This is a genomic window from Allobosea sp. P1_B10 (genome assembly GCF_056406735.1).
The window spans coordinates 289720-302862 of sequence record NZ_JBFTZP010000005.1; the positions used below are offsets into that span (position 1 = coordinate 289720).

Annotated in this window: 11 protein-coding genes; 6 read left to right on the forward strand and 5 right to left on the reverse strand. The window is 64.9% G+C overall.

The genetic code is table 11. The features are described from left to right. The first annotated feature begins 13 nt into the window (after positions 1-13). From AC1D2L_RS14285 to AC1D2L_RS14310, 6 genes are all read left to right on the forward strand, one after another. On the forward strand, positions 14-973 hold the full coding sequence (locus tag AC1D2L_RS14285; RefSeq protein WP_476846590.1) for an ABC transporter permease: 960 nt from the start codon (positions 14-16) through the stop codon (positions 971-973). Between the two features lie 122 nt (positions 974-1095). Continuing rightward, a complete protein-coding gene (locus AC1D2L_RS14290) occupies positions 1096-1908 on the forward strand; it encodes an ABC transporter permease (protein ID WP_476846528.1) in 813 nt (270 codons plus the stop codon). A 3-nt stretch (positions 1909-1911) separates the two neighbouring features. After that, a complete protein-coding gene (locus AC1D2L_RS14295; protein WP_476846529.1) occupies positions 1912-2922 on the forward strand; it encodes an ABC transporter ATP-binding protein in 1011 nt (336 codons plus the stop codon). Between the two features lie 23 nt (positions 2923-2945). Continuing rightward, positions 2946-3944 (forward strand): ABC transporter ATP-binding protein, encoded by a 999-nt coding sequence (locus AC1D2L_RS14300; RefSeq protein WP_476846591.1) that lies wholly within the window; start codon positions 2946-2948, stop codon positions 3942-3944. 221 nt (positions 3945-4165) lie between these two features. Then, entirely contained in the window at positions 4166-5764 is a 1599-nt protein-coding gene (locus AC1D2L_RS14305; RefSeq protein ID WP_476846530.1) for an ABC transporter substrate-binding protein, read from the forward strand. Position 5765: 1 nt separating this feature from the next. Continuing rightward, complete coding sequence (locus tag AC1D2L_RS14310; RefSeq protein WP_476846531.1) at positions 5766-6986, forward strand: metal-dependent hydrolase family protein; 1221 nt, start codon at positions 5766-5768, stop codon at positions 6984-6986. A 154-nt stretch (positions 6987-7140) separates the two neighbouring features. Here the strand turns inward: AC1D2L_RS14310 and AC1D2L_RS14315 are convergent, their stop codons facing one another. The 5 genes from AC1D2L_RS14315 to AC1D2L_RS14335 all read right to left on the reverse strand — a co-directional run bounded on the left by AC1D2L_RS14315 (position 7141) and on the right by AC1D2L_RS14335 (position 13033). Further along, complete coding sequence (locus tag AC1D2L_RS14315) at positions 7141-8067, reverse strand: 2-hydroxyacid dehydrogenase (protein ID WP_476846532.1); 927 nt, start codon at positions 8065-8067, stop codon at positions 7141-7143. A 9-nt stretch (positions 8068-8076) separates the two neighbouring features. Next, complete coding sequence (locus tag AC1D2L_RS14320; protein ID WP_476846533.1) at positions 8077-9405, reverse strand: NAD(P)/FAD-dependent oxidoreductase; 1329 nt, start codon at positions 9403-9405, stop codon at positions 8077-8079. An 83-nt stretch (positions 9406-9488) separates the two neighbouring features. After that, positions 9489-10382: an ABC transporter permease gene (locus AC1D2L_RS14325; RefSeq protein WP_476846534.1), complete on the reverse strand. Its 894-nt coding sequence runs from the start codon at positions 10380-10382 to the stop codon at positions 9489-9491. Positions 10383-10390: 8 nt separating this feature from the next. Next, on the reverse strand, positions 10391-11341 hold the full coding sequence (locus AC1D2L_RS14330) for an ABC transporter permease (RefSeq protein ID WP_476846535.1): 951 nt from the start codon (positions 11339-11341) through the stop codon (positions 10391-10393). Positions 11342-11365: 24 nt separating this feature from the next. Next, entirely contained in the window at positions 11366-13033 is a 1668-nt protein-coding gene (locus tag AC1D2L_RS14335; protein WP_476846536.1) for a peptide ABC transporter substrate-binding protein, read from the reverse strand. Positions 13034-13143 lie beyond the last annotated feature (110 nt).

Sequence of the window (13143 nt, forward strand, 5' to 3'; positions counted from 1 at the left end):
GAGCGTCTATTTAATGCGCCGCCTCGTGCAGGCGATCATTGTCGTCTTCGCGATGTCGCTGATCGTCTTCGTCGGCGTCTATGGTATTGGCGACCCCGTCGAGTTGCTCGTCTCGCCCGACGCGAACCAGGCCGAACGCGCCCGGGCGATTGCCTTGATGGGGCTCGATAAGCCGCTGTGGCAGCAGTATGTGACCTTCCTGGTCAACGCCGCGCATGGCGATCTCGGGCGGTCCTTCGTCTATAACGAGCCGGCGTTGAAGTTGATCGCGGAGAGGGCGCCTGCGACCCTGGAACTGGCCATCGTGGCGACGGGGCTGGCACTGATCATAGGCCTGCCGCTGGGTCTCTATGCGGGCCTGAAGCCGGACGGGAAAATTTCTTCGCTGATCATGGCAGCCTCGATCGTCGGCTTCTCGCTGCCGACATTCTGGATCGGCCTGATCCTGATCATGGTATTCGCAGTGCAACTGGGATGGCTGCCCAGCACGGGGCGCGGCGAAACGGTCGAAATCTTCGGGCTGAGCTGGTCGTTCCTGACCCTGGACGGGCTCAAGCACCTGGCGATGCCCGCGCTCAACCTGTCGCTTTTCAAGATCAGCCTGGTGATCCGCCTGGCACGGGCCGGTGTGCGCGAAGCCATGCTGATGGACTACGTCAAATTCGCGCGCGCCAAGGGATTGCGGCCATCGCGCATCGTCGGCGTACATATCCTCAAGAACATCATGATCCCGGTCATCACCGTCGTCGGGCTCGAGCTCGGCACGACCATCGCCTTTGCGGTGGTCACGGAGAGCATCTTCGCCTGGCCCGGCATGGGTAAGTTGATCATCGACAGCATCAATGCTTTGGATCGGCCCGTAATCGTCGCTTATTTGATGATGATCGTGTTGATGTTCATCATCATCAACCTTGTGGTCGATCTGCTCTACGCCCTTCTCGATCCTCGAATCCGCCTGGAGAGCACGTCGTGAGTGCCGTGCCGAAAACCTCTCCGGCGATAGCCGATCGGGTGTCCGCAAAGCAGCCGGTCCCGGAAACCGCTTTTCGACGGTTCGTTTCGGAGTTTGCCGAAAGCCGCCTCGCGGTGGTGGGCTTGTGCGTCTTTATCGCCATCGCCCTGATCGCGATCTTTGCGCCCCTTATCGCGCCGCAAAATCCGTACGATCTGATGCAACTCGATATCATGGACGGGCGCCTGCCCCCGGGGTCGAAGAGCGCCGACGGATCGACGACATTCTGGTTCGGCACCGACGACCAGGGCCGCGATATGCTCTCGGGCATGATGTATGGCCTGCGCATCAGCCTGATGGTCGGCGGCGGCTCGGCGCTGGCTGCGGCGCTCGTTGGCGCGACTCTGGGGATGATTGCAGCCTATGCTGGCGGTCGCGTCGACGCGATCATCATGCGCGTGGTCGATCTCCAGCTCTCGTTTCCCGCAATCCTCGCGGCGTTGATGATCCTGGCCGCGCTTGGCAAGGGCGTGCTCAATGTCGTGCTCGCCTTGATGATCGTCGAATGGGCTTACTATGCCAGAACGGTCCGCGCCTCGGCGCTCGTCGAGCGCAGGCGCGAGTACATCGAGGCCGCCCGGTCACTCGCACTGCCGACCAGGCGGATCATTTTTGGCCATCTCCTGCCCAACTGCCTGCCGCCGCTCGTGGTCGTGGGCGCAATTCAGGTGGCCCGCGCCATTTCGCTCGAGGCGACCCTCTCATTCCTGGGGCTGGGCGTTCCGCTGACGGAGCCCTCGCTGGGGCTGCTGATCGCCAACGGCTACAAATACATGCTGTCGGGTCAGTACTGGATCTCATTTTTTCCCGGCGTCGCACTGCTGGTGACGATCGTCTCGATCAACCTGGTCAGTGATCGGCTTCGCGACGTCCTCAATCCCCGTTTGAAAAAGTAAGCCATGGGCGCGCCATTCCCCTCGATTTCGAGCGCGCCGACGCTCGAGATTCGCAAACTCTGCACGGAATTCGACAGCCGGGCCGGCGTCGTCCGTGCGGTCAGGGACCTGTCGCTGACGGTCGAGCGCGGCAAGATCCTCGGGCTCGTCGGTGAATCCGGTTCGGGCAAGACCGTCACCGGGTTCTCGATCATGCGGCTGATCGACAAGCCGGGGCGGATCGCATCGGGCCAGATGCTGTTCCAGGGACAGGACCTGGTCAAGGCGAGCGAGGAGGAGATGCGCTCCTTGCGAGGCAACCGCATCGCGATGATCTTTCAGGACCCGATGATGACGCTGAACCCGGTTCTACGCATCGGCACTCAGATGATCGAGACGGTGCTGGCGCATGCAAGGGTCAGCAAGGAGGAGGCCCGCAAGCGCGCCCGCGACACACTGGGGCTGGTGGGTATCGCCTCGCCCGACGAACGCCTGATGGCCTATCCGCATCAGTTCTCGGGCGGCATGAGGCAGCGCATCGCCATCGCCATCGCCCTGTTGCACGATCCCGAACTGATCATAGCCGACGAGCCGACGACGGCGCTCGATGTGACGATCCAGAGCCAGATCCTGGCCGAGGTGCAGCGGCTGGTCGCGCGCACCAGAACAGCCGTGCTCTGGATCACTCACGACCTCTCGGTCGTGGCGGGTCTGGCCGACGAACTGGCGGTGATGTACGCCGGCCGGATCGTCGAGACCGGCCAGGTCTCTGATGTCATCGGGCAGCCGCTCCATCCCTATTCGCGGGGACTGATCGGCTCAGTGCCCAGCCGCAATGTTCGCGGCCAGCCGCTGCTGCAGATCCCCGGCATGGCGCCGTCCCTGCTCAATCTGCCGCGTGGCTGCGCCTTCAAGGCGCGTTGCGAGAAGACAACCGAGGCGTGCGAGGTCGATCCCGCGATCACAGTCCACCGGCCAGCCCACCTGGTGCGATGCGTCCATCCCCACACCGCTCCGACGGAGATCTCCGCGTGACGTTGCACACCGATACGCGCTCGATGGGCGAGGACGCCATGATCGAGGTCACCAATGTGTCTCGTCGCTTCACCAAGGAACTGGATATCTTCAGCCGGATCGCGGGCAGGCTGGGCGCCTCGATCAAGCCGGAAACCGTGCACGCCGTCGATGATGTCAGCCTGACGATCCGGCGCGGCGAGGTTGTCGGGCTGGTTGGCGAATCGGGTTGCGGCAAGTCAACGCTGGGCCGGCTGATCGCGGGAATCCTGCCGCCCTCGGACGGCGTGATCAAATGGAAGGGCAGCGACCGGGCGAGCCTGCGCGGCAGGCACGAACGCGACGCGATGCTCAAGGCGCAGATGATCTTCCAGGATCCGATGTCGTCGCTCAATCCGCGCAAGCGCGTCCGGGACATCATCGTCGAAGCACCGCTCTATCACGGCCTCACCAACGATAAGCAGGCAGAGACCTATCTCGACGACCAGATGCGCCGGGCCGGGCTCGATCCGGGGATGAAGTCGCGCTATCCGCACCAGTTCTCCGGCGGCCAGCGTCAGCGCGTCGGCATTGCCCGCGCGCTCGCCGTGCAGCCGGAACTCCTGATCTGCGATGAATCGGTCGCTGCGCTCGACGTCTCGATCCAGGCGCAGATCCTCAATCTCTTCATGAAGCTGAGAACAGAGCTGGATCTCACCTATCTCTTCATCTCGCATGATCTCGGCGTCGTCGAGCACCTCAGCGACCGGGTGGCGGTGATGTATCTCGGGCGCATCGTCGAAGAGGGCACGACCGACGACATCTTCCAACGCCCCAATCATCCCTACACGCAGTCGCTTCTGGCCTCCGTTCCCAAGCTCACAGCGCGCAAGACCCAGTTCGGAACGATCAAGGGCGAGATTCCCTCACCGCTGGACCCGCCCAAGGGCTGTCACTTCCACCCGCGCTGCCCGCTTGCGATTGCCAAGTGCCGAGAGGTCGTGCCGCTGCTTACAAAAGTCGGACCGCACCACGCCAGCCGCTGCCACGTCACGGCTCACTGAGAGCGGGGACAGGCGGGATGAGGGGGGCCGGACCTTCTGCGGCAAGCTGGCCTGGCGCTAAGGGCCGATCTCCGCTGTAGAAAACATCGTGTAGACGAAACTGCTCGCCCAACGGTCCTGGGGGAGGGATTTTTTCTGATTTTCGAATGAGCTTTGGAAGCATAGTCGTCGGTTCATCCGCTAGAACGACGTCATCTATTCTCCCTAAGGCCTTTGATCTGATGACATTAACTCGTCGAAACGTGCTTTCAGCCGGCGCCGCGCTGGCCGGCTCAGCCGCCTTTCCGGCCGGCCCCGCATTCGCTCAGGGAATAACCAGAGGCGGCACGCTCAACGTCCATTACAGCTTCGAGCAGCGGGTCCTAAACCCCGCGATCCGCGCCGGTGTCGGCATCAATATGGTCGCGAGCAAGATGATCGAGCCGCTCGTCGATCTCGGCAAGGACGGCGAGATCGTCGGCGTGCTCGCCACCTCCTGGCAGAGCTCTCCTGACGGCAAGACCATCACTTTCAAGCTGCGCGACGGCGTGAAATGGCATGACGGCAAGCCGTTCACCTCTGCGGATGTGCAGTACAACGCGCTCGAACTCTGGAAGAAACTCCAGAACTACGGCACGCAACTGCATCGTGATCTCGAGGCGGTGGATACGCCCGATCCGCTGACGGCGGTGTTCCGCTATGCCCGCCCGATCCCGCTCGACCTGCTGCTGCGCGCGCTCTGCGACCTCGGCTATGTCGTGCCGCGCCACCTCTATGAGGGCACGAACCCGCTCGAGAACCCGGCCAACACCGCGCCCGTCGGCACCGGTCCGTTCAAGTTCCAGCGTTATGAGCGCGGGCAGTTCGTCTCGGTGGAGGCCAACAAAGAGTATTGGCGCAGTGGCGCGCCCTATCTCGACCGGATCTTCTGGCACATCATCGCCGACAAGGCGGCGGCAGCTGCTGCGCTGGAAACCGGCCGTGTGCATCTGAGCACCTATTCGACGCTGACGCTCTCGGATTTCGACCGGCTCGGCAAGGACAAGCGCTTCGAGGTCTCCAGCCGGGGTATGGACGGCAGCTCGATCAACAACACGGTCGGCTTCAACCTGCGCCGCAAGGAGCTTTCCGACGTGCGGGTGCGCCGTGCGATCGCGCATGCCATCGACATCGAGTTCTTCATCGAGAACTTCCTGTTCGGCTTGGGGCGCCTTGCCACCGGCCCGATTCCGTCGGTCGCGAAGGCATTCTATCCCGCGGGGCCCGTTCCCTATGCCTTCGACAAGGCGAAGGCCGAGGCGCTGCTCGACGAAGCCGGCTACACCAAGGACAAGCTGGGCAAGCGCTTCAAGCTGCGCATCGTCCTGATCCAGAACGGCGAGGACGTGCCGCTCTTCGGGACGTTCGTGCAGCAGTCGCTGGCGCCGATCGGTATCGAGACCGAGATCGCGAGCTACGATTATGCCGGCGCGATTGCCGCTGTGAACCGCGACTGGAATTTCGATCTCGCGCTCGACTGGCACCGCTTCCGCGGCGACCCGGCGATCTCGACCACCGTCTGGTACAGCTCGGGCTCACCCAAGGGCGCGCCCTGGACCAACCAGTTCGGCTGGGAGAATGCGAAGGCCGATGCGCTCGCCGCTGACGCTGCTGCAGAGCTCGATCCGGTCAAGCGCAAGGCGCTTTATGCCGACTGGGTCAAGCTCGTGAACGACGAATTGCCCGTCTGGATGGCGACCGAACGCCAGGAGGTCGCTGCCACCGACCGCCGCGTCCAGAACCACCACACCACGCCGCGCTGGGATTCCAGCGACTATCACGACACCTGGATCTCTGCCTGACATGCTGACGAAACTGCTGAACGCCGACGTGGTCGATGTCGACCGCGGGGCTATCGACGCCGACCGGACCATCATCATCGAGGACGGGGTGATCCGGGAGATCACCGAAGGCGCCTCCCAGATCGCCGCCGATCTGACCATCGACCTCAAGGGCAAGTCGGTCATGCCCGGGCTGATCGATGCCCATGTCCATGCTGTGGCCTATACGGCCAACCTCTCCGAGTTGCCGCTGCAGTCGCCGATGTATGTGGCGATCCGGGCTGCGGAGGGTCTCGAGGCCATGCTCCAGCGCGGCTTCACCACGGTGCGCGACTGCGGGGGCGCTGATTATGGGCTGGCACGCGCTGTCGAGGAGGGCCGGATCCGTGGGCCGCGCCTGCTCTATGGCGGCAAGGCGTTGTCGCCGAGCGGCGGGCATGGCGATCTGCGGCCCGCGGGTCTCGACCGCGAGGACGAGGCCTACCCTTATGTCAGCCTCGGCCGTCGCTGCGACGGGCTCGACGCGGTTCGCGCCGCCGCCCGCGACGAAATTCGCCGCGGCGCCCACCACGTCAAGATCATGGCCAATGGCGGCATCTCCTCGCCGACCGACCGGATCACCTCCGACCAGTTCTCCGAGGCCGAGATTGCCGCGATCGTCGACGAGGCCGAGATGGCCGATCTCTACGTCGTTGCGCACACTTACACGGCGCGCTCCGTGGCGCGGGCGGTGCGCAACGGCGTGCGCTCGATCGAGCACGGCAACCTGCTCGACGAGCCGACGGTCGCGCTGATGAAGCAGCACGGCGCCTATCTCGTGCCGACGCTCTCTGTCTTCCGCGCGCTGGCGGATGAGGGCGCCGCCGCGGGTTATCCTGCCGGACGGACGGCGAAGATCGCGTCGGTGCTGGATGGTGGCATCCGTGCGGTCGAGATGGCGCGCCGGGCGGGCGTGCCGATGGCCTATGGCACCGACCTCGTCGGCCCGCTACAGCGCCATCAGCTGATGGAGTTCCGCCTGCGCGCCGACGTCGTGCCGCCCGACGAGCTGATCCGTTCGGCGACCATCGTCGGCGCGGAACTCCTGCGCCTCGACCATGAAATCGGACGCATTGCGCCGGGCTATCGTGCCGATCTCATCGCGCTGGCCGGCAATCCGCTGGAGCGGGAGGTCCTTTCCGACCTCGAAACGCGTCTCCGGTTCGTCATGAAAGCGGGCGAGGTGGCGAGGTCCGACACCTGACCTGCGCGAGATATGAAGGTGCCGGCGCGTGAGGATGCGCCGGCACCTCATCTACAGCGGAAGGCCCGTCGCCCTCCTGGACTGAGCCGCAGAGTTGGCTCCGTCGAGCCGGTCCAGGTCAACAAGAGGCCGCGCCTAAGGATTTCTAGTCGGCTCAGTATCCGCGCTCGCGGAGGATCTGCCCTTCCAGGGGCTTGCCCTTGCTGTGCGCTTCTATCGTTTGGAGCACGAAAGTTGTCGCGGATCTTGGCCGCGTCATGCTGGCGATATGAGGCGTCATCAGGATGCGCGGGTGATGCCAGAACGGGTGATCGGGTGCTGGCGGCTCGCTTTGCAGGACATCGATCATGGCTGCCGATATCTGCCCGGTCTCGAGAGCCTCGAGCAGGGCGGCCTCGACAAGATGGGCGCCGCGTCCGACGTTGACCAGCGACGCGCCGCGCGGAAGCATCGCAAAAAGTCCGGCGTCAAGAATGCCGCGTGTCGAATCGGTCAGGGGCAGCAGGCAGACGAGAATGTCGGTCTGCGCAAGGAAGGCCGGGAGACCCGCATCGCCGTGGAAGCAGGTCACGCCCTCGATGTCGCGCGGAGACCGGTTCCAGCCGGACAGGGGAAAGCCAAAGCCCTTCAGCCGCTCCAGGCTCGCCTGGCCGAGCTGGCCCAGCCCAAGGATGCCGACGCGCCGGTCGGCCGGCGGTCTCACCTGGTACTCCCGCCAGACCCGATCCTTCTGCTGTCCGACATAGGTCACCATGTCGCGGTGCAGTGTCAGCACCGCGAGCGTGACGAACTCGGCCATGCTTTCCGCGATCCCGGGGTCCAGCATCCTGATAACGGGAAGCGTTTCGGGGATGGTCGAGAGATCGAACTGGTCCACGCCGGCTCCGGCCGAGAACAGCAATTTGAGATTGGGAAAGGTCTCGACGATCTGCGCCGGCGGCTGCCAGGCGAGCAGGTACTCGACCTCGCGGGGGTCGCCGATGTCGGGCCAGATCCGGAAGGGGATATGGGGCGCCTGCTCGGCAAAAGCGGCTGCCCATTGCTGGGCGCGGTCGGGACTGGATTTGTAGACAATGGCCATGGGACGGTCTCAGAAGAGCCCTGCGGGGGCGAGGTGGCGGCCGTCGACCAGCCGTGCGTAGCTGTAGGCGGCCGGGTCGACCAGGGGCGTGTCGCCACGCAGGATATCGGCGGCCAGCCGGCCCGCAGCCGGCCCGATGCCGAAGCCGTGGCCCGAGAAGCCCGTCGCCAGGATCAGCCCTGACATCTGCTCGACGCGCGATATCACGGGCACGGTGTCGGGCGTGGAATCGATCGTGCCACCCCAGGCTTCGGCAATCTTGATGCCCGCTAAGGCGGGGTTGCTGGCGATCAGCGAGTCGAGCGCTTCGTTCACCAATGACATGTCGGGAGCGGGATCCAGAACGCGCTCCGCCTCGAACGGGGAGGGGCCATCGAAACTCCAGTTGGCGCCGCCCAGCAACTGCTTGAAGAACTCCGTGCCGATGCGCAGCTTCAGCCCTTTGCGGCGGTTCAGATAGGTGGGCCAGAAAGTCCGGGCGTTGCGGATGATGTCGGGCGTGAGGTTCACCGTGCCACGGCCGCGCAGCGCCAGCGTGAAGCCGCCGTCTAGCCTGCGGCGGATGCAGTACTCGGTCGTGCCAAGGGCGCCGGACGTGATCTCGGGGGCGGGGGTGGTGCGGCAGGCGGTGGCGTCGACCAGGCCGATGGGCAAGGCGATGCCGTGGCGCCGACAGAACAGCGACGACCAGGCCCCGCCGGCCAGCAGGACGGCCTGCGTGCGGATGGTGCCCTTTTCGGTGACGACGGCGCTGACGGCACCGGCTGTGGTCTCGAGCCCGCGCGCGGCGCAGCCTTGATGGATGGTCACGCCGTGCTTGCGCGCAGCAAGTGCGAGTGCCGGTACCGCCATCGAAGGCTCCGCCCGCCCGTCGCTCGGCGTATGCAGGCCCGCGACCCAGGGCTCGGCGTTGCCCGGCAGCTTGTCGCGGATCTCGGCCGGCGAAAGCACGGTGGAATGAACCTGCTCGTCGCGCGCAATCGCGGCCCAGCGCTCCCAATCGGCAGCTTCCTTGGCATCCTTGGTCAGGAACAGGACGCCCGTGCGCCGGAAGCCGGTATCGACGCCGGCATCATCCTGCATCTGCTCCCATAGCCGCAGGGCTTCGCGCGCGAGCGGAATCTCCGCCTGGACCCGCCCCTGCTGCCGGCACCATCCCCAGTTGCGGCTCGATTGCTCGCCGCCGACATGGCCTTTCTCGACAACCGCGACCGACTGGCCCTTGCGAGCCAGGTGATAGGCTGCGGAAATTCCGATCACCCCGCCGCCGATCACGACGACATCGACAGCCTCGGGGAGGCGCTCGTCGCTTGGAATGCGATTGACGGGCGGTGACATCGGTAGGCTCCGGACTTGGCGGGAATGATGGCGCGGGAATGAAGCTTGCGGAGGCTGCTGCGGCCTCCGTCAGGCGCGCACGGTCAGTTGATGTCCATACGCGGATCGAGCGCGTCGCGAAGACCGTCGCCGATGAAGTTGAAGCTCGTCACGGCGAGCGTAATCGCCAGGCCCGGCAGGATGGCGAGCCAGGGCGCGCTGGTCAGGTAGATCTGGGCGTTGTTGAGCATGTTGCCCCAGCTCGAAACCGGAGCCTGGATGCCGTAGCCGAGATAGCTGACATAGGATTCGAGCAGGATCGCCTTGGCGACGTTCAGGGTGGCGGCAACGACGATCGGCGCCATCGCGTTCGGCAGCAGGCCGCGGAACATGATGCGCAGGTCGCTCGCGCCCATCGCCCGGGCGGCCTCGGCGAAGTCGCGCTCGCGCAGGGAGCGAATCTGGGCCTCCACGATGCGCGCCACATTCATCCAGGAGGTCGCAGCGATGAGCAGCGTGGTGGACAGGATGCCGGGTTCCGTCAGCGCCGCGAGCGCCAGCAGCAGGAAGATCGCAGGGAAGCACAGCACCGCATCGACGAAGCGCATCAACGCCGTGCCGATCCAGCCCTGGTAGAAGCCGGCGATGGTACCGACCATGATGCCGACCACCATCGCGACAGCCATCGCGACAAAGCCGATGGCCAGCGAGATCCGGCCGCCCATCATCAGCCGCGCCAGGACATCGCGCCCGAGTTCGTCGGTTCCGAGAACATGGATACCCGACAGCGGCGGCGCAAAGCGCTGCATGATGTCGATATAGGTATCGTCGAAGGGCAGCAGATACGGTCCGACGAAGGAGCCCAGCGCCAGTATGAGGATCGTGAACGTGCCAGCCATCGCCAGGCGATGGCGACGGAACCGCCGCCAGGGCGTGTTCGTGGAGCGGGGCGGCACAAGGGTTGGGGCGCCGTCCGTCGGGTTTGCGAGTCCGCTCATGCCGTGTCTCAGCTCACTCGAATGCGTGGGTCGGCGGCGGCGTAGAGCAGGTCCGCCAGAAGCGACCCGATCAGGACCATCACGGCCGAGAACATCAGGATGCCCATCACCACGGGATAGTCGCGATAACCGATGGAATCGAGGAACAGCCGGCCCATTCCGGGCCAGGTGAACACGGTTTCCGCCACCAGAGCGCCGCCGAGCAGGGTCGGGAACTGCAGACCTGCGACGGTGATCATCGGCAGCAGCGCATTGCGGAAAGCGTGACGTGAAAGCACCTGCCATTCCGGCAGGCCCTTGGCGCGGGCGGTGCGGACGTAGTCCTGGCTGATCACATCAAGCATGGACGAGCGCATGAAGCGCGCCCAGATCGCCATCTCGACGAGAGCCAGCACCAGCACCGGTGCGATCAGGTGGTGGAGAAGATCGAGCAGCGACGCATCGCCCACGGTGTGGCGATTGCCGGCGGGCAACCAGCCCAGCTCGACCGAGAACACATAGATCGCGACCAGGCCGAACCAGAAGGTCGGGATCGACAGCGCGACCATGGCGCCGACCGTCGCCAGCGTGTCGAACAGCGAATAGCGCTTGATGGCGCCGAGCACGCCGATCCAGCAGCCCACGACGCAGGCGATCAGCATCGAGGCGGCCATCAGTTCGAGCGTGGCGCCCAGATGAGAGCCGATGACCGAGAGGACCGGGGCGCCGTCACGATAGGACATGCCCCAGTCGCCCTGCAGCATGCGCCACAGCCAGTCGACGTACTGAACCGGCAAGGGCCGGTTCAGTCCCAACTGGGTGGCGATGCGGTCGAGATCCTCCTGCGACATCTGCGACGAGAGGGCGAATTGCGACAGCGGCCCGCCGGGAGCGAGATGCAGGATCGCAAAGCCGATCATCGAGACCAGGAACAGGAGCAGGAGAGCCTGCGCCAGCCGTCGAAGGAGGAATGGTGCCATCGTTCAGGTCCTAAAGCTCAGCCGTCAGGCCCAGTACCACTCGCGCATGTTCCAGCAGTTCGACGAGGTGTTGATGTTGGGCGCGAAGCCCTGGAGGCCGGTCTTGATGCCCTCGGCAAGAGCCGACTGGAACAGGGGCAGGATCGCCAGGTCGTTGCGGATCAGCTTCTGCAACTCGCCATAGGTGGCCTTGCGGGTCGCGAAGTCGAACTGCGATGCGCCCAGCGCGAGCAGCCGGTCGGCTTCCTTGTTGGCGTACTGATAGGTGTTGAATCCGCGGCCACCCTTTGCCGGGGTGGCGGTGGAGCCAAACCGCGGCGTCACATCGGGGTCGCTGCCGAGCATGAAGTTGACGCCGACCACGACCGACTGGAACTTCGACTGCTGCCAGAACTCGCCCCACATCACGGCGGGCGGCATGTTGCTGATCTTCAGGCCGACGCCGATCTTGCGCCAGTCCTGCATCAGCAGCTGCTGCGTCTGTTCACGCACGGCGTTGCCGGTCGTGGTCGAGTTGGTCAGCTCGAGCTTGGTGCCGTTCTTGACGCGGATGCCGTCGGAGCCGCGGGCCCAGCCGGCTGCGTCCAGGATGGCATTGGCCTTGGCGGGATCGTTGACATGCTCGGGCAGCGCGGCCTCGAACGCCCAGCCCTGCCGGGGAACGAAGGATTCCGTCGGGGTCGGCAGGCCGTAGTTCAGGACGTCGATCAGGGCCTTCTTGTTCACGCCTAGATAAAGGGCCTCGCGGACCTCGCGTTCCGAAAGCGGCCCGTAGCCCAGATTGGGAGCGATGTGTTCCACCGACGCCGTCGGCGAGACCGTGACCGTCCGGCCCGGAAGCGTGCGCGCTTCCTTGACGAAGTTCGGCAGGATGCCCTGCAGGCCGGTATAGTCGACCTGCCCCGTGCGGAACTGCGTGTAGAGCACCGTCAGGTCGGGGATGTACTTGAAGATCACGCGCTCGAGATAGGGACCCGTGCCGTGGTAGTCCTTGTGGGCATGGAGCACGATGTGGTCGCCAGGAACGCGCTCGCCCCAGCGGAACGGCCCGGTGCCGACCGGCGCATTGTTGAACGGCGAGGCATTGGGGTCCGTGGCCTTCTCCAGCACGTGCTTGGGCACGATGAAGAACAGCGACAGGATCGAGATATAGGGCGAGTAGGCGCTCTCCATGCGCCAATGGATCTCATCGGCCGCAACGACCTTGATGTCCTTGACCAGGCTGTGACCGACGCGATTGCGCGCCCGGAAATCCGGGTTGTTGATCAGGTCGATGCTGAACTTGACGTCTTCGGCGGTGAAAGGCGTGCCGTCATGCCATTTGGCGTTCTTGCGAAGCTTGATCTTCCAGGTCAGGCCGTCGGCCGACAGGCCGCCATTCTCGGCGCTCGGGATCTCGCTTGCGAGATCGGGAATGAGCTTGCCGGCGGGGTCGATCTGCCAAAGCGTGCTGAAGACGTTCCACCACACGCCCTGATCGACCTCGATGCCGGGCATGAGCGGATGAAAGACGGTCGGTTCCTGCGAAAACGCTGCAACGACCTGGCCGCGCGGCTGCGCGGGGGGCGGCGTTGTCGGGCGCTGCTGCGCCCGCAGCGCGGATGGCAGGCTGAGGCCGGCGGCCAGTCCCGCTCCAAGTGCGAGGGCGCCGCGTCGTGTGGGCGCGCCAGCGTTGAAAATCTCGTCTGCCATGATCGTTGGTCCCCGCGCTATGGCGGCGTGCCGTTAAAGCCCGTCGCCAGCCACTGCCTTGGTTGAAGTCTCATTTATTTAGTGGCTTTGACTTTTCTGGGATTGAATTC

Bases quoted from the DNA above. Each gene is read 5' to 3' on its own strand.
- AC1D2L_RS14325 (WP_476846534.1), bottom strand. From the start codon at position 10,382: ATGAGCGGACTCGCAAACCCGACGGACGGCGCCCCAACCCTTGTGCCG.
- AC1D2L_RS14315 (WP_476846532.1), bottom strand. From the start codon at position 8,067: ATGGCCATTGTCTACAAATCCAGTCCCGACCGCGCCCAGCAATGGGCA.
- AC1D2L_RS14295 (WP_476846529.1), top strand. From the start codon at position 1,912: ATGGGCGCGCCATTCCCCTCGATTTCGAGCGCGCCGACGCTCGAGATT.
- AC1D2L_RS14285 (WP_476846590.1), top strand. From the start codon at position 14: ATGCGCCGCCTCGTGCAGGCGATCATTGTCGTCTTCGCGATGTCGCTG.
- AC1D2L_RS14330 (WP_476846535.1), bottom strand. From the start codon at position 11,341: ATGGCACCATTCCTCCTTCGACGGCTGGCGCAGGCTCTCCTGCTCCTG.
- AC1D2L_RS14310 (WP_476846531.1), top strand. From the start codon at position 5,766: ATGCTGACGAAACTGCTGAACGCCGACGTGGTCGATGTCGACCGCGGG.
- AC1D2L_RS14300 (WP_476846591.1), top strand. From the start codon at position 2,946: ATGGGCGAGGACGCCATGATCGAGGTCACCAATGTGTCTCGTCGCTTC.
- AC1D2L_RS14335 (WP_476846536.1), bottom strand. From the start codon at position 13,033: ATGGCAGACGAGATTTTCAACGCTGGCGCGCCCACACGACGCGGCGCC.
- AC1D2L_RS14305 (WP_476846530.1), top strand. From the start codon at position 4,166: ATGACATTAACTCGTCGAAACGTGCTTTCAGCCGGCGCCGCGCTGGCC.
- AC1D2L_RS14320 (WP_476846533.1), bottom strand. From the start codon at position 9,405: ATGTCACCGCCCGTCAATCGCATTCCAAGCGACGAGCGCCTCCCCGAG.